18 protein-coding genes, 1 tRNA gene, 3 rRNA genes and 1 pseudogene are annotated in these 25624 nt (G+C 48.7%); 11 read left to right on the plus strand and 12 right to left on the minus strand.

Features of this window, described 5'->3' with window-relative positions; translation table 11 throughout:
• Positions 1 to 9: 9 nt before the first annotated feature.
• The gene (locus MPHASIOC01_RS27360; RefSeq protein ID WP_036115590.1) at positions 10 to 279 is read right to left on the minus strand and encodes a YihD family protein; all 270 of its coding nucleotides are present in this window, start codon (positions 277 to 279) and stop codon (positions 10 to 12) included.
• A gap of 127 nt (positions 280 to 406) precedes the next feature.
• Here MPHASIOC01_RS27360 and mobA point away from each other — a divergent pair.
• Both mobA and mobB read left to right on the plus strand, forming a co-directional pair.
• Positions 407 to 922: pseudogene (mobA, locus tag MPHASIOC01_RS27365) on the plus strand (molybdenum cofactor guanylyltransferase MobA); the annotation flags it as partial.
• Positions 923 to 973: 51 nt separating this feature from the next.
• Positions 974 to 1417, plus strand: a complete 444-nt coding sequence (gene mobB, locus MPHASIOC01_RS27370) for a molybdopterin-guanine dinucleotide biosynthesis protein MobB (RefSeq protein WP_231889164.1) — start codon at positions 974 to 976, stop codon at positions 1415 to 1417.
• Positions 1418 to 1612: 195 nt separating this feature from the next.
• Here the strand turns inward: mobB and rrf are convergent.
• The 4 genes from rrf to MPHASIOC01_RS27390 all read right to left on the minus strand — a co-directional run bounded on the left by rrf (position 1613) and on the right by MPHASIOC01_RS27390 (position 6755).
• Positions 1613 to 1728 (minus strand): 5S ribosomal RNA (gene rrf / locus MPHASIOC01_RS27375).
• 97 nt (positions 1729 to 1825) lie between these two features.
• Positions 1826 to 4730: ribosomal RNA gene (locus tag MPHASIOC01_RS27380) — 23S ribosomal RNA — on the minus strand.
• Between the two features lie 321 nt (positions 4731 to 5051).
• A tRNA-Glu gene (locus MPHASIOC01_RS27385) sits at positions 5052 to 5127 on the minus strand.
• 86 nt (positions 5128 to 5213) lie between these two features.
• Positions 5214 to 6755: ribosomal RNA gene (locus tag MPHASIOC01_RS27390) — 16S ribosomal RNA — on the minus strand.
• The 16S, 23S and 5S rRNA genes sit together here with 1 tRNA gene alongside, the layout of an rRNA operon.
• A gap of 463 nt (positions 6756 to 7218) precedes the next feature.
• On the opposite strand from MPHASIOC01_RS27390, the gene MPHASIOC01_RS27395 reads away from it, so the two are divergent.
• Both MPHASIOC01_RS27395 and mdtD read left to right on the plus strand, forming a co-directional pair.
• The gene (locus MPHASIOC01_RS27395; protein ID WP_064597201.1) at positions 7219 to 7908 is read left to right on the plus strand and encodes a FadR/GntR family transcriptional regulator; all 690 of its coding nucleotides are present in this window, start codon (positions 7219 to 7221) and stop codon (positions 7906 to 7908) included.
• Between the two features lie 30 nt (positions 7909 to 7938).
• On the plus strand, positions 7939 to 9333 hold the full coding sequence (mdtD, locus tag MPHASIOC01_RS27400; RefSeq protein ID WP_064597203.1) for a multidrug transporter subunit MdtD: 1395 nt from the start codon (positions 7939 to 7941) through the stop codon (positions 9331 to 9333).
• Here the strand turns inward: mdtD and rbsR are convergent, their stop codons facing one another.
• The 7 genes from rbsR to kup form a co-directional block, all read right to left on the minus strand.
• Entirely contained in the window at positions 9334 to 10317 is a 984-nt protein-coding gene (rbsR, locus tag MPHASIOC01_RS27405; RefSeq protein WP_064597205.1) for a ribose operon transcriptional repressor RbsR, read from the minus strand. It abuts the gene before it with no gap.
• 14 nt (positions 10318 to 10331) lie between these two features.
• Positions 10332 to 11261 carry a ribokinase gene (rbsK, locus tag MPHASIOC01_RS27410; protein ID WP_064597207.1) on the minus strand — a complete coding sequence of 310 codons (930 nt, stop codon included), beginning with the start codon at positions 11259 to 11261 and terminating at the stop codon, positions 10332 to 10334.
• A gap of 66 nt (positions 11262 to 11327) precedes the next feature.
• Positions 11328 to 12215 (minus strand): ribose ABC transporter substrate-binding protein RbsB, encoded by an 888-nt coding sequence (gene rbsB / locus MPHASIOC01_RS27415; RefSeq protein ID WP_353613666.1) that lies wholly within the window; start codon positions 12213 to 12215, stop codon positions 11328 to 11330.
• Positions 12216 to 12241: 26 nt separating this feature from the next.
• Positions 12242 to 13207 (minus strand): ribose ABC transporter permease, encoded by a 966-nt coding sequence (gene rbsC / locus MPHASIOC01_RS27420; protein ID WP_064597211.1) that lies wholly within the window; start codon positions 13205 to 13207, stop codon positions 12242 to 12244.
• Positions 13208 to 13219: 12 nt separating this feature from the next.
• Complete coding sequence (gene rbsA / locus MPHASIOC01_RS27425; protein ID WP_064597213.1) at positions 13220 to 14716, minus strand: ribose ABC transporter ATP-binding protein RbsA; 1497 nt, start codon at positions 14714 to 14716, stop codon at positions 13220 to 13222.
• 8 nt (positions 14717 to 14724) lie between these two features.
• The gene (gene rbsD, locus MPHASIOC01_RS27430; protein ID WP_064597215.1) at positions 14725 to 15144 is read right to left on the minus strand and encodes a D-ribose pyranase; all 420 of its coding nucleotides are present in this window, start codon (positions 15142 to 15144) and stop codon (positions 14725 to 14727) included.
• Positions 15145 to 15346: 202 nt separating this feature from the next.
• Positions 15347 to 17218, minus strand: coding sequence for a low affinity potassium transporter Kup (gene kup, locus MPHASIOC01_RS27435; RefSeq protein ID WP_064597217.1), 1872 nt, complete (start codon positions 17216 to 17218; stop codon positions 15347 to 15349).
• A 404-nt stretch (positions 17219 to 17622) separates the two neighbouring features.
• Between kup and ravA the strand changes: the two genes are divergently transcribed.
• The 7 genes from ravA to atpI all read left to right on the plus strand — a co-directional run bounded on the left by ravA (position 17623) and on the right by atpI (position 25620).
• Positions 17623 to 19122 carry an ATPase RavA gene (ravA, locus tag MPHASIOC01_RS27440; protein WP_064597219.1) on the plus strand — a complete coding sequence of 500 codons (1500 nt, stop codon included), beginning with the start codon at positions 17623 to 17625 and terminating at the stop codon, positions 19120 to 19122.
• Positions 19116 to 20573 (plus strand): ATPase RavA stimulator ViaA, encoded by a 1458-nt coding sequence (gene viaA / locus MPHASIOC01_RS27445; RefSeq protein ID WP_064597221.1) that lies wholly within the window; start codon positions 19116 to 19118, stop codon positions 20571 to 20573. Before ravA ends, viaA begins: the two co-directional genes overlap by 7 nt.
• Before the next feature lie 85 nt (positions 20574 to 20658).
• Positions 20659 to 21117 carry a transcriptional regulator AsnC gene (gene asnC / locus MPHASIOC01_RS27450; protein WP_036114033.1) on the plus strand — a complete coding sequence of 153 codons (459 nt, stop codon included), beginning with the start codon at positions 20659 to 20661 and terminating at the stop codon, positions 21115 to 21117.
• Positions 21118 to 21207: 90 nt separating this feature from the next.
• Positions 21208 to 21657, plus strand: a complete 450-nt coding sequence (gene mioC / locus MPHASIOC01_RS27455) for an FMN-binding protein MioC (protein ID WP_064597223.1) — start codon at positions 21208 to 21210, stop codon at positions 21655 to 21657.
• 376 nt (positions 21658 to 22033) lie between these two features.
• Positions 22034 to 23923 carry a tRNA uridine-5-carboxymethylaminomethyl(34) synthesis enzyme MnmG gene (gene mnmG / locus MPHASIOC01_RS27460; protein WP_353613667.1) on the plus strand — a complete coding sequence of 630 codons (1890 nt, stop codon included), beginning with the start codon at positions 22034 to 22036 and terminating at the stop codon, positions 23921 to 23923.
• A 74-nt stretch (positions 23924 to 23997) separates the two neighbouring features.
• A complete protein-coding gene (gene rsmG, locus MPHASIOC01_RS27465; protein ID WP_064598015.1) occupies positions 23998 to 24621 on the plus strand; it encodes a 16S rRNA (guanine(527)-N(7))-methyltransferase RsmG in 624 nt (207 codons plus the stop codon).
• A 618-nt stretch (positions 24622 to 25239) separates the two neighbouring features.
• The gene (gene atpI / locus MPHASIOC01_RS27470) at positions 25240 to 25620 is read left to right on the plus strand and encodes a F0F1 ATP synthase subunit I (protein ID WP_064597225.1); all 381 of its coding nucleotides are present in this window, start codon (positions 25240 to 25242) and stop codon (positions 25618 to 25620) included.
• The last annotated feature ends 4 nt before the right edge of the window (positions 25621 to 25624 follow it).

Consider the following 25624-nt stretch of genomic DNA (forward strand, 5'->3'; position numbering starts at 1 on the left):
TACAACCTTTTACTCTTTAATGACCCCGCGAGCTTTCAACAGCGCAGTTTTAAAATCTTCTTCGTAGTCTTTCTGTAAACCAGGAATAGTGGCGTCTTTCGCGCTGTCGCGCATTTTGAGATGGTAGATAAGAATATCATCAGTAAGATCAACCAACGCCCCTTTAAAACCTGACTCATCTGCCAGTTTTTGTAAAAATTGCAGTAAATTAAGATCAGGGTCTTTCTGCCAGGCTGGCTGAAGCAATTCGATCACTTCATTAAGGCGTTTACATTTCATGATTGTGCTCCTTTGTCTTCACCTGAATACGGTAGCAGGCTAAAACCCACATTTAAAGAGGCGATATTCAGTGAGCCATATTACCGGGATTACAGGTGCCGTGTTAGCAGGTGGCAAAGCAACACGTATGGGAGGAAAAGATAAAGGTCTGTTACACCTTAAAGGTCGTGCCCTCTGGCAGCATGTTGCCGAAAAATTACAGTCACAAGTAGATCTTGTAGTTATCAATGCCAACCGTAATCTGGATCTTTACCAGGCAAGCCACCTGCCAGTGGTTCGGGATACGATTGCTGACTATCCGGGTCCACTGGCTGGAATGCTGGCAGTCATGGAAACATGCCGGGCAGAGTGGTTCTTATTTTGTCCCTGTGACACACCCAATATTCCCACCGATCTTGTAAGCCGCCTTCTGGATAAGCGAGGAAATGCCAGTGTAGTCTGGGTTAATGACGGAGAGCGAGATCACCCAGGCGTGGCACTGGTGCATCATTCCCTGGCCGGGAAAATGCGCCAATATCTGTTACAAGGTGAGCGACGCGTACTGGCTTTTTTCCGCCTGGTCGGTGGGCATTGCGTTGTATTTGCCAACAGCCATAACGCATTCGCGAATGTGAATACTCCGGAAGACCTCGCCCGCTGGCAAACACCGCCTCTTCTGTGTTTTGCAGCTAAAAGCGGTACCGGAAAAACAACTCTGCTAAAAAAAGTCATTCCGTTATTGAGAGATGCAGGCATCCGTCCGGGGTTAATTAAACACACTCACCATGATATGGATGTGGATACACCAGGCAAAGACAGCTATGAACTAAGAAAAGCTGGAGCCCTACAAACGCTTGTCGTATCAGCCCGGCGTTGGGTGCTGATGACCGAAACGCCTGATAATACTGACGTGGACTTGTTCAGTCTGGCAAAAAAACTGGATCCAGCAATGGTTGATCTTATTCTGGCTGAAGGCTTCAAACATGAGTCTGTACCTAAAATCCTTTTATACCGGTCAATGACAGGCCACAAGCTGGAAATAGATGAATATGTGGTTGCCATTGCCACTGATACTCCGCTGGATGTTACCGTTCCTCAGTTAGATATCAATGATCCCGCGGCAGTTGTGCAGTTTATTGTTCGGTGGATGCAGCAATAAGCACCAGCGGTTCTGGCGGAAACAGCGACGGTCTGCGGATGTGCCGCCTCTGTCGGCGCGACCCGGGGGTGTGCAGGCACAGCGGAATAACCTGACGTGAAGGAAGGTGTTCACGGGGGTGAGAGGGTGGATGAATGGGCTGAGATACAAAAGCAAAAAACCCCCAGCTTTCGCTGGGGGTTCTTCTTAATTAAAGCCTGGCAGTTCCCTACTCTCGCATGGGGAGACCCCACACTACCATCGGCGCTACGGCGTTTCACTTCTGAGTTCGGCATGGGGTCAGGTGGGACCACCGCGCTCTTGCCGCCAGGCAGATTCTGTTTTATTCACCGCCTCACGGCCATGAATCTTATCCGTTAACAGGCTGAAAATTTCGTCTCTCTCACACCAAAACATCTTTGGCGTTGTAAGGTTAAGCCTCACGGTTCATTAGTACCGGTTAGCTCAACGCATCGCTGCGCTTACACACCCGGCCTATCAACGTCGTCGTCTTCAACGTTCCTTCAGGACCCTTAAAGAGTCAGGGAGAACTCATCTCGGGGCAAGTTTCGTGCTTAGATGCTTTCAGCACTTATCTCTTCCGCATGTAGCTACCGGGCAGTGCCATTGGCATGACAACCCGAACACCAGTGATGCGTCCACTCCGGTCCTCTCGTACTAGGAGCAGCCCCCCTCAATTCTCCAGCGCCCACGGCAGATAGGGACCGAACTGTCTCACGACGTTCTAAACCCAGCTCGCGTACCACTTTAAATGGCGAACAGCCATACCCTTGGGACCTACTTCAGCCCCAGGATGTGATGAGCCGACATCGAGGTGCCAAACACCGCCGTCGATATGAACTCTTGGGCGGTATCAGCCTGTTATCCCCGGAGTACCTTTTATCCGTTGAGCGATGGCCCTTCCATTCAGAACCACCGGATCACTATGACCTGCTTTCGCACCTGCTCGCGCCGTCACGCTCGCAGTCAAGCTGGCTTATGCCATTGCACTAACCTCCTGATGTCCGACCAGGATTAGCCAACCTTCGTGCTCCTCCGTTACACTTTAGGAGGAGACCGCCCCAGTCAAACTACCCACCAGACACTGTCCCCACGCCAGATTATGGCGCCAGGTTAGAACATCAAACATTAAAGGGTGGTATTTCAAGGTTGGCTCCATGCAGACTGGCGTCCACACTTCAAAGCCTCCCACCTATCCTACACATCAAGGCTCAATGTTCAGTGTCAAGCTATAGTAAAGGTTCACGGGGTCTTTCCGTCTTGCCGCGGGTACACCGCATCTTCACGGCGAGTTCAATTTCACTGAGTCCCGGGTGGAGACAGCCTGGCCATCATTACGCCATTCGTGCAGGTCGGAACTTACCCGACAAGGAATTTCGCTACCTTAGGACCGTTATAGTTACGGCCGCCGTTTACCGGGGCTTCGATCAGGAGCTTCGCTTGCGCTGACCCCATCAATTAACCTTCCGGCACCGGGCAGGCGTCACACCGTATACGTCCACTTTCGTGTTTGCACAGTGCTGTGTTTTTAATAAACAGTTGCAGCCAGCTGGTATCTTCGACTGACTTCAGCTCCATCCGCGGGGGACTTCACCTACATGTCAGCGTGCCTTCTCCCGAAGTTACGGCACCATTTTGCCTAGTTCCTTCACCCGAGTTCTCTCAAGCGCCTTGGTATTCTCTACCTGACCACCTGTGTCGGTTTGGGGTACGATTTCGTGTTACCTGGAGCTTAGAGGCTTTTCCTGGAAGCAGGGCATCTGTCACTTCAGCACCGTAGTGCCTCGTCATCACGCCTCAGTGTTAATGAGTAACCGGATTTGCCTGGTCACTCCACCTTCACGCTTAAACCGGGACAACCGTCGCCCGGATGACACAGCCTTCTCCGTCCCCCCTTCGCAGTAACACCAAGTACAGGAATATTAACCTGTTTCCCATCGACTACGCCTTTCGGCCTCGCCTTAGGGGTCGACTCACCCTGCCCCGATTAACGTTGGACAGGAACCCTTGGTCTTCCGGCGTGCGGGTTTTTCACCCGCATTATCGTTACTTATGTCAGCATTCGCACTTCTGATACCTCCAGCATGCCTCACAGCACACCTTCACCGGCTTACAGAACGCTCCCCTACCCAACAACACTTAGTGTCGCTGCCGCAGCTTCGGTGCATGGTTTAGCCCCGTTACATCTTCCGCGCAGGCCGACTCGACCAGTGAGCTATTACGCTTTCTTTAAATGATGGCTGCTTCTAAGCCAACATCCTGGCTGTCTGGGCCTTCCCACATCGTTTCCCACTTAACCATGACTTTGGGACCTTAGCTGGCGGTCTGGGTTGTTTCCCTCTTCACGACGGACGTTAGCACCCGCCGTGTGTCTCCCGTGATAACATTCTCCGGTATTCGTAGTTTGCATCGGGTTGGTAAGCCGGGATGGCCCCCTAGCCGAAACAGTGCTCTACCCCCGGAGATGAATTCACGAGGCGCTACCTAAATAGCTTTCGGGGAGAACCAGCTATCTCCCGGTTTGATTGGCCTTTCACCCCCAGCCACAGGTCATCCGCTAATTTTTCAACATTAGTCGGTTCGGTCCTCCAGTTAGTGTTACCCAACCTTCAACCTGCCCATGGCTAGATCACCGGGTTTCGGGTCTATACCCTGCAACTGGACGCCCGGTTAAGACTCGGTTTCCCTGCGGCTCCCCTATACGGTTAACCTTGCTACAGAATATAAGTCGCTGACCCATTATACAAAAGGTACGCAGTCACCCCATTAAGAGGCTCCCACTGCTTGTACGTACACGGTTTCAGGTTCTTTTTCACTCCCCTCGCCGGGGTTCTTTTCGCCTTTCCCTCACGGTACTGGTTCACTATCGGTCAGTCAGGAGTATTTAGCCTTGGAGGATGGTCCCCCCATATTCAGACAGGATACCACGTGTCCCGCCCTACTCATCGAGCTCACAACGGGTGCGCTTTCGTGTACGGGGCTTTCACCCTGTATCGCCGGCCATTCCGGACCATTCCACTAACACACCTGCTGATTCAGACTCTGGGCTCTTCCCCGTTCGCTCGCCGCTACTTGGGGAATCTCGGTTGATTTCTTTTCCTCGGGGTACTTAGATGTTTCAGTTCTCCCGGTTCGCCTCATTAACCTATGGATTCAGTTAATGATAGTGTGACGAGTCACACTGGGTTTCCCCATTCGGACATCGCCGGTTATAACGGTTCATATCACCTCACCGGCGCTTTTCGCAGATTAGCACGTCCTTCATCGCCTCTGACTGCCAGGGCATCCACCGTGTACGCTTAGTCGCTTAACCTCACAACCCGAAGATGTTTTTCTGTCTGGTTTGCTGTGCGTCGTGAATTCGTTGTTATAACGTGCTCGTAATGCTCATGAACCTTAAGTTCACTCCGCTTACTGCGCGCGTTATGTCGCGCCTTCACTTAGCTCGCTGCACCGCTGACGGAACACATTTCGTGTTGTAAGTTTTGAGAGACTCACGAACAACTTGCGTTGTTCTGTGTTTCAATTTTCAGCTTGTTCCGGATTTTTAAAGAGCAAATATCTCAAACGTGATTCACTGCTGAATCAGTTTTGAGATACTGAGGTCGGCGACTTTCACTCACAAACCAGCAAGTGGCGTCCCCTAGGGGATTCGAACCCCTGTTACCGCCGTGAAAGGGCGGTGTCCTGGGCCTCTAGACGAAGGGGACACTGAAGTCTGCTTCGCAAGACGCCTTGCTTCTTTACTTTCATCAGACAATCTGTGTGAGCACTGCAAAAGACCGTATCTTTAAGGTAAGGAGGTGATCCAACCGCAGGTTCCCCTACGGTTACCTTGTTACGACTTCACCCCAGTCATGAATCACAAAGTGGTAAGCGCCCTCCCGAAGGTTAAGCTACCTACTTCTTTTGCAACCCACTCCCATGGTGTGACGGGCGGTGTGTACAAGGCCCGGGAACGTATTCACCGCGGCATTCTGATCCGCGATTACTAGCGATTCCGACTTCATGGAGTCGAGTTGCAGACTCCAATCCGGACTACGACGCACTTTATGAGGTCCGCTTACTCTCGCAAGTTCGCTTCTCTTTGTATGCGCCATTGTAGCACGTGTGTAGCCCTGGTCGTAAGGGCCATGATGACTTGACGTCATCCCCACCTTCCTCCAGTTTATCACTGGCAGTCTCCTTTGAGTTCCCGGCCTAACCGCTGGCAACAAAGGATAAGGGTTGCGCTCGTTGCGGGACTTAACCCAACATTTCACAACACGAGCTGACGACAGCCATGCAGCACCTGTCTCAGAGCTCCCGAAGGCACTCCCGCATCTCTGCAGGATTCTCTGGATGTCAAGACCAGGTAAGGTTCTTCGCGTTGCATCGAATTAAACCACATGCTCCACCGCTTGTGCGGGCCCCCGTCAATTCATTTGAGTTTTAACCTTGCGGCCGTACTCCCCAGGCGGTCGACTTAACGCGTTAGCTCCGGAAGCCACGCCTCAAGGGCACAGCCTCCAAGTCGACATCGTTTACGGCGTGGACTACCAGGGTATCTAATCCTGTTTGCTCCCCACGCTTTCGCACCTGAGCGTCAGTCTTCGTCCAGGAGGCCGCCTTCGCCACCGGTATTCCTCCAGATCTCTACGCATTTCACCGCTACACCTGGAATTCTACCTCCCTCTACGAGACTCCAGCCTGCCAGTTTCGAATGCAGTTCCCAGGTTGAGCCCGGGGATTTCACATCCGACTTGACAGACCGCCTGCGTGCGCTTTACGCCCAGTAATTCCGATTAACGCTTGCACCCTCCGTATTACCGCGGCTGCTGGCACGGAGTTAGCCGGTGCTTCTTCTGTCAGTAACGTCAATTGATGAGCGTATTAAGCTCACCACCTTCCTCCTGACTGAAAGTACTTTACAACCCGAAGGCCTTCTTCATACACGCGGCATGGCTGCATCAGGCTTGCGCCCATTGTGCAATATTCCCCACTGCTGCCTCCCGTAGGAGTCTGGACCGTGTCTCAGTTCCAGTGTGGCTGGTCATCCTCTCAGACCAGCTAGGGATCGTCGCCTTGGTGAGCCGTTACCTCACCAACAAGCTAATCCCATCTGGGCACATCTGATGGCAAGAGGCCCGAAGGTCCCCCTCTTTGGTCTTGCGACGTTATGCGGTATTAGCCACCGTTTCCAGTAGTTATCCCCCTCCATCAGGCAGTTTCCCAGACATTACTCACCCGTCCGCCGCTCGCCGGCAAAGAAGCAAGCTTCTTCCCGCTGCCGCTCGACTTGCATGTGTTAGGCCTGCCGCCAGCGTTCAATCTGAGCCATGATCAAACTCTTCAATTTAAAGTTTGATGCTCAAAGAATTAAACTGTTTATTCGTAATGAATTAACTGTTAGTCACTCTTTAAGACTTGATAATTTTTAGCGTCTTGCGACGTTAAGATATCAGTGCTTATGAGTGCCCACACAGATTGTCTGATAAATTGTTAAAGAGCAGTGCCACCGTATTTCCGGGTGGCGCGGGCTGCGTATATTACGCTTTCCCGCTACAGAGTCAAGCATTTATTTTTACTTAACTTTGCCTGACAGGCCGGTTTGTTTGCCGTTGTGCCGTGTCAGTGGTGGCGCATTATAGGGACTAATCTCTCGCTGGCAAGTGAAAATTTAAAAAAATTTACTAAGCGCATTTTTTTTCACCATAGCGATGGGAAATTCAGCAAATATGCTGTTATTTGCTGAATTAAACACCATGAAAGAGTAGCGAGTGGCATACTAAAGCAGTCAAAACGCCTGAGGATTACCCCGCATGTCACTGAATGCACAACAACTGGCGGCCCAAAAGAACCTTTCCTGGGTACTGGCCGAGAAATTAGCCCGCAAAATACTGACTGGTGAGTATGAGTCAGGTTCCATTTTACCTGGCGAAATGGAGTTAGGTGAACTCTACAGCGTCAGCCGAACGGCGGTACGTGAAGCTGTAAAAACCCTGGCGGCAAAAGGGATGGTACTTCCCAGGCCACGTATTGGTACGCGTGTTATGCCCCGCAGCAACTGGAACTTCCTGGATAAAGAGTTACTCACCTGGTGGATGACCCAGGATAACTTCAGTGAAATAGTTAATTACTTCCTGATAATGCGTAATAGTCTTGAACCCCAGGCCTGTGCGCTGGCAGCAAGTAATGGCACCGGTGAGCAAAAAGCCCTTCTGGCATCAACAATGGAAGAGATGAAAGCACTACGAACTAAATATGATCGCGAAACATGGGTAGATATAGATACCACTTATCACGAACAAATATACATCATGAGCGGAAATCCATTTCTTTCTTCTTTTGCGAACCTGTTCAGGTCTGTTTATTACAACTATTTTTCTTCTATTGCTAACAATGAAGTTATCAAGCTCGACAACCATCAGGCTATTGTCGATGCAATCATAAAAGGCGACAGTCAACAGGCGTTCGTTGCCTGCCAGGCATTACTGGTTGACGATAAATAACAACGCACCAGGCGTACAAACAGGATTGGTATGCTCCATAAAGCCCGAAGCATGTCTGGCCTGCCATGGATAGCCGCGATGGCTTTCTTTATGCAGGCGCTGGACGCAACTATCTTAAACACAGCACTTCCGGCTATTGCTCACAGCCTGAATCGCTCTCCTTTAGCAATGCAATCAGCGATAATAAGTTACACACTGACCGTCGCGATGCTGATTCCTGTTAGCGGATGGCTGGCAGACAGATTCGGTACACGCCGGGTTTTTATGATTGCGGTCACCTTGTTTACACTGGGCTCTCTGGCATGCGCGCTATCCGTGTCTCTGGGCCAACTGGTCATCTTCCGTGTCATTCAAGGGGTTGGTGGGGCAATGATGATGCCCGTCGCCAGGCTTGCATTATTGCGCGCTTACCCACGCAGTGAACTGCTTCCGGTTTTAAACTTTGTCACTATGCCTGGGTTGGTTGGCCCGATCTTAGGTCCTTTACTGGGAGGGATTCTTGTTACATGGGCAAGCTGGCACTGGATATTTCTCATTAACATTCCGATAGGAATCATGGGGCTGCTTTATGCCAGAAAGTACATGCCGAATTTTACGACACCCCCAAGGCATTTTGATCTACCAGGCTTTTTATTATTTGGCCTGAGTCTGGTTCTTATCTCCAGTGGTGTTGAGTTATTTGGTGAAAAGATTGTTGAGCCATGGCTGGCTGGCAGTATTACGCTGGGAGGCGTCGTTTTGCTGCTGGGGTATGTGGCCCATGCTCGTAACCACCCTGCACCACTGATTGCCTTGCCATTATTCAGAACACGCACATTCTCGGTAGGTATTCTGGGCAATATAGCCTCCCGCCTTGGCACCGGGTGTGTCCCTTTCTTGATGCCATTAATGCTTCAGGTAGGATTTGGTTTCCCGGCGTTTTTGGCTGGTTGTATGATGGCACCAACGGCGGTGGGGTCTATTCTGGCGAAATCGACAGTGACACAAGTACTGAGGAAATTCGGCTACCGCAACACACTGGTGGGTATTACTCTTTTTATTGGCCTGATGATTGCTCAGTTCTCCCTGCAATCCCCGGGCATGGCATTATGGGAACTGATTTTACCGCTATTCATTTTAGGCATGGCAATGTCTACACAGTTTACATCCATGAATACCATTACACTTGCCGATCTGTCCGATGAAAATGCCAGTAGCGGGAACAGTGTTCTGGCCGTTACACAGCAATTATCCATTAGCCTTGGCGTGGCAGTGAGCGCTGTAATTTTGCGGTTCTATGCCGGATTTCCGCATCTTGATACTGTTGCGCAATTCCACCATACGTTCATGACGATGGGCTTAATCACAATGCTGTCTGCAGCCGTCTTTTTAATGCTGAAAAAGAAAGACGGAAGAAATTTAATCGCCAGAAAAATGCATGACTAACTAAGCGGAACCCCTGATGATAAGTTCTGGCGTAAGCTGTAAACGCTGCTGCTGCTGTGCTGGTTCAGCCATACGATGAATGAGCACATCAATTGCCAGCTCACCCAGTTCATCTTTTGGCTGATGAATAGTAGTAAGTGGCGGTGTCATATATTGCGCCAGTTCAATATCATCATAACCAATAACGGCCATATCCTGAGGCACAGACACTCCTGCCTGATACAGAGCCTGATATGCGCCAACAGCCATCGCATCATTACCGGCAAAAACAGCGTCAGGCCGCTCAGGTAACGCAAGTAATGACTGCATTGCCTGGTAGCCACCTGAAAACTCAAAATCACCGGTAATTTCATACCCTACAGGAATCGTTAACCCTGCACGAGACATGGCAGCACGGTAACCTTCAAGACGCAGGCGGGAAGGTGTTTTATCCAATGGGCCAGTAATACAAGCGATACGCTGGTAACCTTTGTCAATAAGATACTGAGTGGCCATATCACCTCCCAGTAGTGAGTTATCCTGAATCAAATCACTGGGACCACTGAATGGCTCCCAGTCCATCATGACAATAGGAATTGCCGGGTAACGCGCAATAATAGCGGGAGAAGGCTGGTGTGTCTCCGTACACAATAACAGCAGCCCATCAACACGCTTTTGCAGCAATGTTTCCAGGTTGCGGTTCATACGCTGTTCATCGCCTTCAGTATTACACAGCACCAGGCTGTAACCCCGCTCGAAACAACTCCGTTCCACGCCACGAACCAGTTCCGAATAAAACGGATTGGTACTGGCGGTAATCAGCATCCCAATAGTACGGGTCTGGTTCAACTTCAGGCTTCTGGCTAATGCTGAAGGCGCATAGTTAAGCTGTTTTACAGCCGACTCGACTTTTTCACGCACTGGGTCGCTGACATAGCGGTCATTATTGATGACATGAGAAACCGTTGATGTGGAAACCCCGGCCAGCCGCGCCACATCTTTCATTGTCGCCACAAAAACTATCCTTGCTCAGAAAGAAAACGGTCAATCTCTTCACGCCATGGCACAGATGGCTGAGCACCTTTGCGGGTTACCGCAATGGCGGCCGCGGCATGACCAAAACGAATGGCATCCCGCAATGGCTTCCCTTCAATCAGTGCAGTAACCAGCGCACCATTAAACGTATCACCAGCTGCTATCGTATCAACTGCTTTAACTTTGAACCCGGCAATACGCTCATTGATACTTCCGTCACTTACCCACACACCACGGCTACCCATGGTTATCAGGACAATACCAATACCTTTTTCATGTAATTTTTGTGCCGCTTTGGAGGCATCAGCTTCTGTCTCAACACAAATACCGGTTAATTTCTCTGCTTCTGTTTCATTAGGTGTAATAATATCCACCAGCGACAGTAATTCATCAGAAAGTGGGCAAGCTGGCGCAGGGTTGAGAATAACGGTGGTATCGTTCTGATGAGCAATACGGGCCGCAGCAAGTACACTTTCCACCGGAGACTCCAGTTGCATCAATAATGCCGATGCACTGGCAATTAGTGTACTGTGCTTTTCCACCCGGTCAGGCGTCAGTGCGCTATTGGCACCTGCATGAATACCGATAACGTTTTCACCGTCCTGGTTAACAAAGATAAGCGCTACCCCGGTTGATTCCTCATCAACAGAATCAACCGGCGAGACATCAATGTTGTCGCTGGCTAACTGCCGGCGTACTTGCTGACCAATATCATCACTTCCAACACAAGCGATAAAAGAAATATTCGCGCCACTACGGCCGGCAGCAACGGCCTGGTTGGCACCTTTGCCACCAAAGGCAACCTGATAATGCTGACCTGTTACCGTTTCCCCCGGCGTTGGAAATTGCGCAAGGTTAAGAATATGGTCCGCATTGATACTCCCCAGAACAACAAGCTTCTCAGTGGTCTTCATTATCAGGATGTCCTTTTTAGTGCGCCACCTTACCGGTGGCGCTGCCATGCTTTTCTTAATGTCTAATTATTTAGTAACCAGTTTCAGAGCCACCGGAATTTTAGCTTCAACTTTTTCGCCTTTAAGCACTTTATCTGCCGTTTCAACGCCGATAACACCAATTTGCTCCGGTTGTTGGGCAACTGTGGCACCCATTTTTCCACTTTCAACAGCTTTGATACCATCATCTGTACCATCAAAGCCAACAACCAACACGTTTGATTTCCCGGCTGTCTGCAGAGCGCGCAACGCGCCAAGCGCCATTTCATCATTCTGCGCAAACACCGCCTGTACATCAGGATGCGCAGTCAGCAGGTTCTGCATAACGTTCAGGCCTTTTGTCCGGTCGAAGTCTGCAGGCTGGCTGGCAAGAATATCAAATTTATGTGCTGCGACCGCCTGGGCAAAACCTTCTCCACGTTCACGTGCAGCTGACGTCCCGGCAATCCCTTGTAACTCAATAACTTTTGCATTATTGCCAAGTTTTTTTGCAATAAAGTCACCTGCCATTTTCCCACCAGCAACGTTATCAGAAGCAATATGGCTGACAACAGTGCCGTGATTTGCCATGCGATCCAGTGTGATAACCGGGATTTTGGCCTGGTTAGCCATTTTCACTGCATTACCAACAGCATCGGAATCTGTTGGGTTAATCAGTATCAGTTTAGTGCCGCGTACCGTCAGATCCTGTACGTTGGCTAACTCTTTCGCTGGGTTGTTTTGAGAATCCAGAACCACCAGGTTATAACCCAGTTTATTCGCCTCTTTTTGAGCACCGTCTTTCAGGGAAACAAAGAACGGGTTATTCAGTGTAGAAATAACCAGTGCGATGGTATCTTTTGCCATGGCATTTGCACTGACAGTGGCACTCAGAGCAACAGCAGAAACAAGGGTTGCCAGTTTTTTCATATTCATATCAAGATGTCCTGTAGAGTAATGAATTACTGCTTTTTGTTGTCTACCAGCACCGCCAACAAAATTACAACCGCTTTGACGATCATCTGGTAATAGGAAGAAACACCTAATAAATTCAAACCATTATTCAGGAAGCCAAGAATCAGTGCGCCGATTAGTGTTCCCATAATGCGCCCTTTCCCGCCAGCCAGGCTGGTCCCGCCGAGAACCACAGCGGCAATCGCATCTAATTCATATCCCGTACCGGCAGTAGGCTGCGCAGAAGAAAGACGCGCGACCTCAATAATGCCAGCCAGAGAAGCCAGCAGGCCACACAGGGAATAGACAATAATCTTTACTTTATCAACACTTATCCCGGAAAGACGGGTGGCGGCTTCATTACCACCCAGCGCATAGATGTAACGGCCCAGTCGCGTATGGTGCAACATATACCATGCACCGGCGAACACGATTGCCATAATCCATACAGGAGTTGGGATACCCAGTGGGCGGCCAATACCAAACCAGCCAAACAAGTCTGCGTTAGCGGAGAACCCTGTGTTAACCGGGCTGCCATCGGTGTACACCATGGTTACCCCACGCAGTAACAGCATCATTACCAGCGTAGCAATAAATGCCTGCACCCGCCCTTTCGCAACAATTACCCCGGTAACGCCGCCAATAGCAGCACCCAGTGCCAGAGCAGCAGCTATGGCAACCAGTGAATTGACTTCAATCCCCACAATGGATGCGGCCACAGCGCCCGTAAGTGCCAGTAATGAACCAACGGACAAATCAATACCAGAGGTGAGAATAACCAGCGTCATCCCCACAGCCATAATGGCATTCACGGAGGTTTGCTGGAGAATATTAAACAGGTTGTTTACTGTGAAAAAGTTAGGGCTCATTGTAGATACAATGGCAATCAGCACCAGGAGCGCAATCAACGATTTTTGCTCCATCAGCCAGGCCTTACTGAACCAGCGACGGGATGGAATAGACTGGGTACTCATTTTTTGCTCCTGTTACACACGGGTAAGCTTGCCAACGGCGGCTGCCATCAGGACTTCCTGAGTGGCCTGCTCGCGTGTAAATTCACCACCGTGATGCCCTTCATGCATCACCATAATGCGATCACTCATACCAAGCACTTCAGGCATTTCAGATGAGACCAGAATGATGCTCAGTCCTTCTGCCTTAAACTGGTTAATAAGCTGATAGATCTCTTTTTTTGCCCCGACATCCACACCACGAGTCGGTTCATCAAGGATAAGGACTTTAGGACGGGTCATCAGGCCGCGGGCAATAGCCACTTTTTGCTGATTCCCCCCAGATAAGAAACCAATGATTTGGTTCATTGACGGTGTTTTGATATTAAACAGGCGAATAAAATCACTGACAGCCTGTTGTTCATCTTTATGTTTCAGGCTGCCGCCGCCATGGCTGAAGTAACGCAAGGCGGTCAAAGACATATTCTCTTTAACGGACATCCCCAGCACCAGACCGTCTTTTTTCCGATCTTCCGAGATATAAACGATGCCGTTCGCCAGGCCATCTTGCGGAGAATGCGTAACAACCTCATGCCCATCAAGCGTGACATAACCACTGGTACGTTGCAGTGCACCATATAGCACCTTCATGAGCTCTGTACGTCCGGCGCCCATCAACCCGGAAACCCCCAGGATTTCGCCTTTACGTAACGTAAAACTAATGTCATGCACACCTGGTCCGCACAGGTTATCCACCTTCAGGCGAACATCACCAGGCTCATTATCAATATGCGGATATTGCTCTTCGAGTTTGCGCCCAACCATCATTTCTATCAGGCTGTCTTCTGTGAGTGAGCTGACTTCACGTTCGGCAATAAATTGCCCGTCACGAAAAACGGTCACATCGTCACAGATTTCAAAGATCTCTTTCATACGATGCGAGATATATACAATGCCACGCCCTTGAGCTTTCAGCTCACGAATGACATGGAACAACGACTCAGTTTCGGTATCAGTCAGCGCATCCGTTGGCTCATCCATAATGATGACTCGGGATTCAAAACTCAGCACTTTAGCGATTTCAACCATTTGCTGATCGCCGATAGATAAGTCACCCACCAGATAGTCACTGGTAAAACGTAAATTCAGGTGCTTAAGGAGTGCATCGGCTTCGCGATACATACGTTTCCAGTCAATACGCCCAACCCGGTTAACAAACTCGCGGCCAAGAAAAATATTCTCAGCTACAGTCAGTTGCGGGATAAGGTTAAGTTCCTGGTGAATAATGCCAATACCCGCTTCCTGGGAAGCTTTAGGCCCGCTGAATGTTGTCTCTTTTCCCAGCCAAAGAAGTTCTCCGGCATCACGGGAATAGATTCCGGTAAGCACTTTCATCATGGTGGATTTACCCGCACCATTTTCGCCCACCAGCGCCATAACCCGGCCTGGCCAGACATTTAATGAAGCACCTGATAATGCTTTTACGCCCGGGAACGCTTTATCGATCCCTTTGAGTTGCAGTAACGCGTCCATAGAAACCCCTAAAAGGTCACGCCTGCGTGAAGAATAATATTCGCATACGGGGAACACTCCCCGCTGCGAATGACCGCCTTACAATCTGCGGTTTGTTTTTTAAATTTTTCATGAAGGACATAAGTCACTTCAATTTGATTCCCCTGGTGTTGCTGCAGCTGCCTGATTTGCTCAAGCAACGTTTCATGAAGAGTGGGATTGTGCTGCTTAATTTCTTCAGCCAGAGTCACTGCTTCAACCTGCATTTCTTGTATAACCACGCCAAAAACTTGCAAAAAACCAGGCACACCATGAGTCAATGCCAGATCAATACGTTGGGTTGATGCTGGAACAGGAAGCCCTGCATCACCAATGGCGACAGTATCTGTATGCCCCAGACGGGAAATAACAGAAGAAATATCAGCGTTCAGAACAGTGCCTTTTTTCATCTCTACACTCCATCAGCGAAACGTTTCGCTGAAAGAAGTGTAGCGGCTCAAAAGCCTGTTCAACAACTGATGAGTTAAAGAAATGTGATCACCATCGAAACGTTTCGCTGATTTTTACAACCAGAGAATAAAGTGAAGTGAACCATTGTGGGGGAAAATGGTGATATGTGCTGGCTTCCTTGCCAACATCAGAGTACGTGCGTCAGATTTCGACCTGAGTACCCAGTTCGATAACACGGTTAGGAGGTATTTCAAATTGGTCTGGTGCCCGCAAGGCATTACGCTGCAACAAAATGAACAGTTTGCCACGCAACCGCAGATACCATGGGCGTTTTCCGCCAATAATCAAAGACTCATGCGACATAAAGAAGGAGGTTTCCATCATCCGGCAGGTTAATCCCTCCAGGCCGCAACGATGGAATACTTCTTCTACATTTGGCGTTTCACGCCACCCATAACTGGCGACAACCCGCCAGAACGTAGGTGATAGCTGCTCAATGGATACACGCCGTACATTGTGAACATAGGGTGCATCTTCGGTACGCAGGGTTAGTAAAATCACACGTTCATGCAGTACCTTGTTGTGTTTAAGATTGTGCAACAGGGCAAATGGAATCACATTAAGTGCCCGCGACATATATACCGCAGTACCAGGTACACGAACCGGGGGTGATTTTTCCAGGGAAGCAATCATGGCTTCCAGAGAATTGCCATGTTCATGCATTCGGCGCAGCAGGCGAAAACGCTCGCTTTTCCAGGTAGTCATGACAATAAACATCAGCAAGCCAAGGGTCAGCGGTAACCACCCACCTGACAACACCTTCTGCAAATTAGCTGAGAACAAAGGAATATCAACACTCAGTAATGTTACTAAAATGATTCCCACCACAACCTTGTTCCAGTGCCAATTTTTACGCGCCACAGTACAGGCAAGCATAGAAGTCAGCACCATTGTCCCGGTTACGGCTATACCATAAGCGGCCGCCAGATTGCTGGAGTGTTCAAACCCAATTATCACCAGAACCACGGCGAAATAGAGCATCCAGTTAATGACCGGAATATAAATCTGCCCGGATTCCCGCTCTGAGGTGTGAATTATCTTCATGGGCGACAGATACCCCAAACGCACAGCTTGCCGGGTTAAAGAGAATACACCGGAAATAACAGCCTGAGAGGCGATAACAGTTGCCAGTGTTGCCAGAATCAACAAGGGAATCAAGGCCCAGTCAGGCGCTAACAAGAAGAAGGGATTTTTGATAGTCTCAGGGTTTTTTAGTAATAAGGCTCCCTGACCAAAATAGTTCAAGATTAAAGACGGTAACACCACCGCAAACCAGGCAATCCGAATGGGTAATTTGCCAAAATGCCCCATATCAGCATACAAAGCTTCAACACCAGTAATAGAGAGAACGACTGCCCCTAAGGCCAGGAATGACACTTCTTTATGCTCAATAAAGAAACGCACTGCCCAGATGGGATTAATTGCATTGAGAACTTCCGGATTAGCCAAAATACTTCTGGCACCTAACACAGCAAGCACCGCAAACCAGGTTAGCATAATGGGCGCAAAAAGTTTGCCGACCATTCCTGTACCATGCTTTTGAATCATGAAGAGCAATGTCAGAACAATAATAGAAAGCGGAACAATATAAGGATCCAGTGAAGGGGCCGCAATTTCCAGACCTTCAATGGCAGACATAACCGAAATTGCAGGGGTGATAACCACTTCCCCATAGAAAAAACTGCCGCCAATCAGCCCCATAATAACCAGAACTGACGTCATTTTAGCCGTGGTATTACGCCCGGCAAGCGACATTAATGTCAGTATCCCCCCTTCGCCAGCGTTATCAGCCCGCATAACAAAAGTCAGATATTTGATGGAAACGACAAAAATCAGTAACCAAAAAATCAGAGATAGAAACCCCAATACAGCGCCATATTCAACGCCAAAACCGAACTGACCTGAGAGACATTCACGCAATGTATAAAGTGGACTGGTACCTATATCGCCGTAAACCACCCCGATAGCAGCCAGTGTAACCGCTGGCAAAGCCTGCTTGTTTTCAGTGCTCATAGACTAATCTTTTCGTTTAGATTTAACTCGTGTGCTTAGTCCCTTGGCCCACAAAAAGCGCTCAGTATGCACGATTGTGAAAAAAATCGTACCCCTAAATCGTATTCAGTTAATTTAGCGCAAATTACTTATACACTGATTACTGGCTTATTTTAGTATCTATAACAAACATCTACAGACCACATCATTCCAGTGAGTACTGAGCGATGTAGTGAATCCCAGGGTACAGGACGTAACAACCATGATGAAAAGCAGCATGGTTTACCCGAGATACGCAACCTTTCCCCATGAAGACAGCCTTTATCACGAATAACACAACGAAAAACCAGAGATACTGCAGCATACAGGATGAAGCGTATATACTTCCGATACATCGCATTAACCGGATGAGAAACAGATAAATTATGGTTCAAGCGCATTTACTGGCGGAAAGAATTTCACGCCTCAGCCAGTCACTGGAAAAAGGCTTATATGAACGTCAACATGCCATCAGGTTGTGCCTGCTGGCAGCCCTTAGTGGTGAAAGTGTTTTTCTGTTAGGCCCACCAGGTATTGCCAAGAGTTTGATTGCACGTCGATTGAAATTCGCATTCCGCCATGCCCGTGCTTTCGAATACCTGATGACCCGTTTTTCTACCCCGGAAGAAGTTTTTGGCCCGCTATCCATCCAGGCCTTAAAAGATGAAGGGCGTTATGAGCGCCTTACTGAAGGGTATTTGCCCAGTGCTGAGATTGTTTTTCTCGATGAAATTTGGAAAGCCGGGCCGGCGATACTGAATACATTACTCACAGCGATTAATGAGCGACGGTTTCGTAATGGAGCAAATGAAGCAGCTATTCCTATGCGCCTTCTGGTTACCGCTTCTAACGAACTCCCTGAAGCAGACAGCAGCCTGGAAGCACTGTACGACCGTATGCTTATTCGCTTGTGGCTGGATAAAGTGCAGGAAAAAAATAACTTCCGCGCCATGCTGATAAGCCATCAGGATGAGCATGAAAACCCAGTGGCAGAAGGCCTGCAAGTCTCTGATGAAGAATTTGCCGACTGGCAAAAGGCAATTACTAAAATCACCCTGCCGGATAATGTGTTCGAATTGCTGTTCCAGCTCCGCCAACAGCTGGGGCAACAGCCGGAATCCCCTTATATTTCAGATCGTCGCTGGAAAAAAGCCTTACGTTTATTGCAAGCCTGCGCCTTCTTTAGCGGACGGGAACAGTTATCCCCCATCGATCTTATTCTGCTTAAAGATTGCCTGTGGCACGATATGGACAGTCTCAAAATGGTCCAGCAGCAAATTACGCTTTTGATGACCGGTTCAGCCTGGCAACAAAACACATTGCTGAGTGAACTCAGTGCCATTCAGCAACAGCGACTGATACAACAGCAAAAACAAAGCGAATACAATGCACTTACCCTTATAAAACAACAGAATACATTTTTTGGACGGCGCCAAAGCTATTCACTTCCCGAAGGGCTGGAAGCAACAACCCTGACACTGGTGCTCCAAAAGTCGCTCAGGCTGCATGATATGAACGTCATTCATATTACGCTGGACCGAATGGCGATGGATCAGTGGTTACAGAAAGGTGGCGAAATTCGTGGCAAACTGAATGGGACAGGCTTTGCTCAACCTTTACAACTTGAGGTCGATAATAAACAACACCTGGTTATTCGTGATGTCAGCATGCAAGGCACCACACTGGCACTCCCCGGGAAACCACAACAGGGACTTCCCGATGATATCAGGCAACAACTGGATGACCTCGAAACCCGTTGGCGTAAACAGCATGCGCTGTTTAATGAGCAACAAAAATGCCTGTTCATTGAAAGTGACTGGTTAGGGCAAATCGAGGCCAGCCTGCAGGATGTAGGCGCGCAAATAAAACAGGCTCGCCAATGCTAACGCTTTCCGCACTGGATACCATGCTGGCCATTAGTGAAACCGGGCTGGTGGAAGAACTGATAGTGACGCTTCTGGCGGCACCACAGTTAATTGCATTTTTTGAGAAATACCCGCGATTAAAAAAAACAGTAAACAACGATCTTCCTCGCTGGCAGGATGAACTTAAATCCCGATTAAACAGCACATTGCTGCCAAAACATCTCGAACAAGAAGTCATGTTATTCCGGGCTGTTCAGTTACAGTCTACAGCACAATTCAGCCAGCAATGTTCAGGTCTCGTCAGCCAACTTACAGAACTGAATTCGTCATTTGCTGCTCAGGGGCTGGAGCTTATAGCTGAAGCTCCCCCTGTCACCCCTGCATTGCATACACTCTTTTTACAACGCTGGCGTGTCAGCCTGATAATGCGCGCAACGACACTTAACAATCAATTATTGGCAGAAGAGCAGGAACGACTTATGGCTGAGTTGCTTAAACGCCTGCAACTCACCCGGCAACTGGACCCATTGCTCAGCGATAATGACCGAACATCAGGCCGTTTATGGGATATGAGCAGCAGTAATCTTGCCACAGAGAATATCAGCCAGTTAATTCAGTACAGCGAGTTCTTAAATACCCAACCTGAGTTAATGCGCCTGGCAGAACAACTTGGCCGGGCAAACGCCGCAAAAAGTGTCCCTAAAAATAATGCACCACCAGAGATGACCCGGGTTATGGTGCGCGAACCCGCCACCGTACCAGAACAAATCGAAGGGCTACACCAGAGCGATGATATTCTGCGGTTACTGCCGCCAGAACTGGCAGCACTGGGTATCTCAGAGCTGGAGTACGAGTTTTACCGCCGGTTACTTGATAAACAATTGATGACCTACCGCCTGCAGGGTGATGCATGGCGGGAAAAAATCGTCCAGCGTCCGTCACACCAGCAAGAAATGGATGAGCAACCCAAAGGGCCGTTTATTGCCTGTGTCGACACCTCAGGCTCTATGGGTGGGTTTAATGAGCAGTGTGCAAAAGCCTTCTGCCTGGCGTTAATGCGCATTGCGCTAAGAGAAGACCGTCGATGCTATGTCATGCTCTTTTCCAGCGAAATAGTCAGTTATGAACTCACCGCAAAAGATGGACTCCAGCAAGCGATACGTTTTCTCAGCCAGCGGTTCCGGGGAGGCACTGATCTCGTCAGATGTTTTGAAGAAGTAGTGAAACACATGCAAACTGCACACTGGGCTGATGCCGATGCTGTGATAATCTCGGATTTTATTGCTCAGCGCCTGCCCGAAGAAGTAATAAACAAAGTCAGACTGTTGCAAAACCAGCACCACCACCGTTTCCATGCTGTTGCAATGTCACCTCATGGCAAGCCCGGCATCATGCGTATTTTCGACCATATCTGGCGGTTTGATACAGGCCCAGGCACTCGTCTGGCCCGTCAGTTCAAACGCCATTTCTGATAGCACAGGCATACCCGAATGCCCTCACTTTCTTTATTATGCCTGCAGCTAACACCAACAAAGTTTATCTTGCCTGGAATTGCTCATGGAAAACTACTCTCTCGATAATCTTGATCGCGACATCCTCAAGGCCTTAATGGCTAACGCCCGAACGGCTTATGCTGAGCTGGCCAAACAATTTGGCGTCAGCGCAGGGACCATTCATGTGCGGGTTGAAAAAATGAAGCAGGCAGGGATCATCACCGGCACCCGGGTTGATATCAGTCCAAAACAGTTGGGTTACGACGTGTGCTGCTTTATTGGCATTATTTTAAAGAGTGCCAAAGATTACCCTTCCGCGCTGGCCCGGCTGGAAAGTCTTGAAGAGGTGACAGAAGCTTATTACACCACGGGGCATTACAGTATCTTCATTAAAGTGATGTGCAAATCTATTGATGCACTGCAGCAAGTACTTATCAACAAAATTCAGACTATTGATGAGATACAGTCTACGGAAACGCTGATCTCCTTACAGAATCCCATCATGCGGACGATCACGCCTTAATTCATACAAACAAATACCCATATTATCCACAGGTAGATCCCATGCGATTCACAGCGTACAATACGCCACGGTTTGTTGAAGGCAGGAACCATGGCAGAAATAACGTTGATAACTGGCAGTACGCTGGGTAGTGCTGAATATGTCGCAGAACATCTGGCTTCATTGCTGGATGCTGATGGGTTTACCACCCGGACACTTCATGGTCCGGAACTGGAAGCACTCAATCAATCTGGTTACTGGCTGGTCGTAACATCAACTCATGGTGCGGGAGATCTGCCCGATAACCTTCAGCCTTTATATGATGCCATTGAAGCAGGTAAGCCTGATTTAAGTGGTGTGCAGTTCGGAGCGATTGGTATTGGCAGCCGTGAGTATGACACATTCTGCGAAGCAATAGACAAACTGAGCAGCCTGTTGCAGGCTTGTGGTGCACGCCGTCTTGGCGAACCACTAAAAATAAACATTCTTGATCATGAAATTCCGGAAGATCCGGCAGAAGAATGGCTGCTTTCCTGGAAAAATTTACTCCCAAGAGTGTAAAGATCGCGCAGTTGGTTGTGGATAACTCTGCGTAAAAGCTTGGATCAACCAGTAGTTATCCAATGTACAATGATCGTATGTTTTTTGGGGTGTGAGTAAGTCGCTAAACTGATCCCAGCTTATACGGCATGGGATCACCGATCATTCACAGCTAATGATCCACCCTAATCACCTGTATTAAAAGGTGAATAATCACTTATCCACAACATAATGCGATCATAATAAGAGATCATAATAAAACAGATCTCTATATAAAGATCTTCTTTTTAATACCTTCGATCCTGGTGCTTTCTCAATCGACTAAAGTTGAGTAGAATCCCCGGCCCGGGGCAAGAAATCCTCTTTCGCAAATTCGCAACAGCGAGGCTTAGTAACCATGTTTTATCCAGATCCTTTTGACGTCATCATCATTGGCGGGGGTCACGCAGGGACTGAAGCAGCAATGGCTGCAGCCCGAATGGGCCAACAGACCCTTTTACTGACACACAATATCGACACTCTGGGGCAGATGTCCTGTAACCCGGCTATTGGCGGTATTGGCAAAGGACATTTGGTTAAGGAAGTGGATGCGCTTGGTGGACTGATGGCGAAAGCTATCGATCAGGCCGGTATCCAGTTTAGGATACTAAACGCCAGCAAAGGCCCCGCAGTGAGAGCAACCCGCGCTCAGGCAGACCGTGTTCTTTACCGACAGGCAGTTCGCACTGCTTTGGAAAACCAGCCAAACCTGATGATCTTCCAACAAGCAGTTGAAGATCTGATTGTCGAAAACGACCAGGTCGTTGGTGCTGTCACCCAAATGGGCCTGAAATTTCGTGCAAAAGCAGTGGTGTTAACTGTCGGGACATTCCTTGACGGCAAAATTCATATTGGCCTGGATAACTACAGCGGTGGCCGGGCTGGCGATCCGCCGTCTATACCACTTTCTCGCCGCTTGCGTGAATTGCCTTTGCGTGTCAGCCGGCTGAAGACAGGAACACCGCCGCGTATTGATGCCCGGACTATCGATTTCTCAGTGCTGGCTCAACAGCATGGGGATAACCCGATGCCGGTCTTTTCTTTCCTGGGTTCTGCAAGCCAACACCCCCAGCAGGTCCCTTGCTATATCACGCATACTAACGAACGCACTCACGACGTGATTCGTAATAATCTGGACCGCAGCCCAATGTATGCTGGTGTGATAGAAGGCATTGGCCCTCGTTATTGTCCGTCGATTGAAGACAAAGTTATGCGTTTTGCTGATCGCAATGCGCACCAGATCTTCCTGGAGCCGGAAGGGCTGACCAGCAACGAAATTTACCCCAACGGGATATCCACCAGCCTGCCGTTTGATGTCCAAATGCAAATTGTTCGCTCTATGGACGGGATGGCTAATGCAAAGATCGTTCGCCCCGGGTATGCCATTGAGTATGATTTCTTCGATCCGCGTGATCTCAAACCTACACTGGAAAGCAAGTATATCCATGGCCTGTTCTTTGCCGGACAAATCAATGGCACAACAGGTTATGAAGAAGCTGCAGCTCAGGGGTTGCTGGCCGGGCTTAATGCCGGGCGTTATTCTGCAGACCTGGAAGGGTGGTCACCACGCCGTGATCAGGCCTATTTAGGCGTGCTGGTTGATGACCTGTGCACACTGGGTACCAAAGAGCCTTACCGCATGTTTACTTCCCGGGCTGAATATCGCCTGATGTTGAGGGAAGATAACGCAGACTTACGTTTAACCGAGACTGGGCGCGAGCTTGGGCTGGTGGATGATGAGCGCTGGGCACTCTTTAACCAGAAACTGGAACACATTGAGCGTGAACGCCAGCGTCTGAAAGAAACCTGGGTTCATCCGGCATCTGAACATGCAACTGAGGTGAATTCACTGCTCAAATCGCCGTTGACCCGTGAAGCCAGTGGTGAAGATTTACTACGCCGCCCGGAAATGACGTACCAGCAGTTAACCTCGCTTTCCCAGTTTGCACCAGCACTGTCAGATGCACAGGCTGCTGAGCAGGTTGAGATTCAGGTTAAGTACGAAGGCTATATTGCCCGTCAGCAGGATGAAATTGAAAAACAACTGCGCAACGAGAATACGGTACTTCCTGCCACGCTGGATTACCGTCAGGTTTCTGGTTTGTCCAATGAAGTTACTGCGAAACTGAATGACCATAAACCGTCATCCATTGGGCAGGCTTCGCGCATTTCAGGTGTCACGCCTGCTGCTATTTCCATTTTGCTGGTGTGGCTGAAAAAACAAGGGTTGCTTCGCCGCACTGCCTGATACTGCTAAGATACAGGTAACTGTCTGGCCAGGGTTAACCTGGCCATTTTTTTATAGGTAACGTTGTGCTCAATATGCTGAATAAACTATCTCATCTGTTGGATGACGCGGGGATTACGCTGTCCTCTCACCAGAAAAGCCAGTTACTGGCTTATGTTGAACTGCTCAACAAATGGAATAAGGCATATAACCTGACTTCCGTGCGTGACCCACAGGAAATGCTGGTGCGCCATATCATGGACAGTATTGTGGTTGCTCCGTATCTGTCAGGGCAGCGTTTTATCGATGTAGGAACTGGCCCTGGACTGCCTGGCGTTCCTCTGGCTATTGTCTGCCCGGATTCACACTTCACTTTACTCGATAGCTTAGGCAAGCGTGTTCGGTTTCTGCGCCAGGTGCAACATGAGCTAAAACTGGAGAACATCACACCAGTGCAAAGCCGGGTAGAAGATTTTCCCGCAGACCCGGCATTTGACGGTGTCCTTAGTCGTGCATTTGCATCGCTGACCGATATGGTGACGTGGTGCCATCATCTTCCTGCTGATAACGGTTTCTTCTATGCCCTGAAAGGCGTGTTACCTCAGGATGAGATAGACGGCCTGCCACAGGGCCTGGCGGTGGAAAAAGTTATTCCTCTGTCAGTACCTGAGCTGGAAGGTGAGCGTCATCTGGTGATTATTCGACCAAAAAAAAATTAATATTTATCAAAAAAAGTGGAAATACAGTTGTTTCTTAATCGTTAAAAAAGCCGTGCTAAATCAGTGTAATAGTTGGTTACATGTCACAATTTTTTTACTACTTATTTCCCGATAATTAACGTCACTCTTTTTGTTAACTTTATAAATAGTAAACATGGCAAATATGAGCGAGCAAAAGATACAGTCTGTTAGAAGAGAGTAAAAGTTAAATTTTTTAGTTAAATGTCAATAAAAGGTTTTTATTGTGTTTTAGGCTTTTTTCTAAAAATATTTAAATAATGCACTTATTTTTCATAAGGATATGTTTTTTGTTTTCCAGTTTATTCTTAAATTGATGAGCAGAAAATTGTTGGATTTGTGATCGGTGGCACGCTTTTAACGACATGGTTACCACTTAATTGGTAATTTTGGTGAACTGATTGCGGTTTGAACAAAACTTTAGAAAAAAGGCGCACAGAAAATTATTTAAACATTTGTTCACCTTTTTGCTACTTATTGTTTGAATTCACGTGTTCGCCCCGTATAATTTGCTCGCTTTTTGGAACTTGACTCTGAGCCATAAAGACAGTTTTATACGACTCGCGACATACCTCAAAGGGAGCAGGAGTTATTCACGTTATGTCAGTGTCGCTCATGAGTAGAAACGTAGCGCTTAAGCTTCTGTTCGTTCAATTTTTGGCTTTGATAGCAAGTGGATTGCTTTTTTGCCTCAAAGACCCCGTATGGGGAGCTTCCGCTCTTGGTGGAGGTGTGGCGGTTTGGCTGCCTAACGTAGTTTTTATGATTTTTGCCTGGCGTCATCAGGCGCAAACATTCACTAAAGGTCGTCTGGCCTGGTCGTTCGCCATTGGCGAAGGCGTAAAAGTAGTGGCAACGTTTGCTATTCTGGTTGTGGCGTTGGGCGTATTTAAGGCGGTTTGGCTGCCGCTGATAGTGACATGGTTATTGGTGCTGGTTGTACAGATACTGGCACCAGCTGTAATTAACAACAAAGGGTAAGAGG

It is taken from the genome of Mangrovibacter phragmitis, from assembly GCF_040429585.1.
Classification (GTDB): Bacteria; Pseudomonadota; Gammaproteobacteria; order Enterobacterales; family Enterobacteriaceae; genus Mangrovibacter; species Mangrovibacter phragmitis.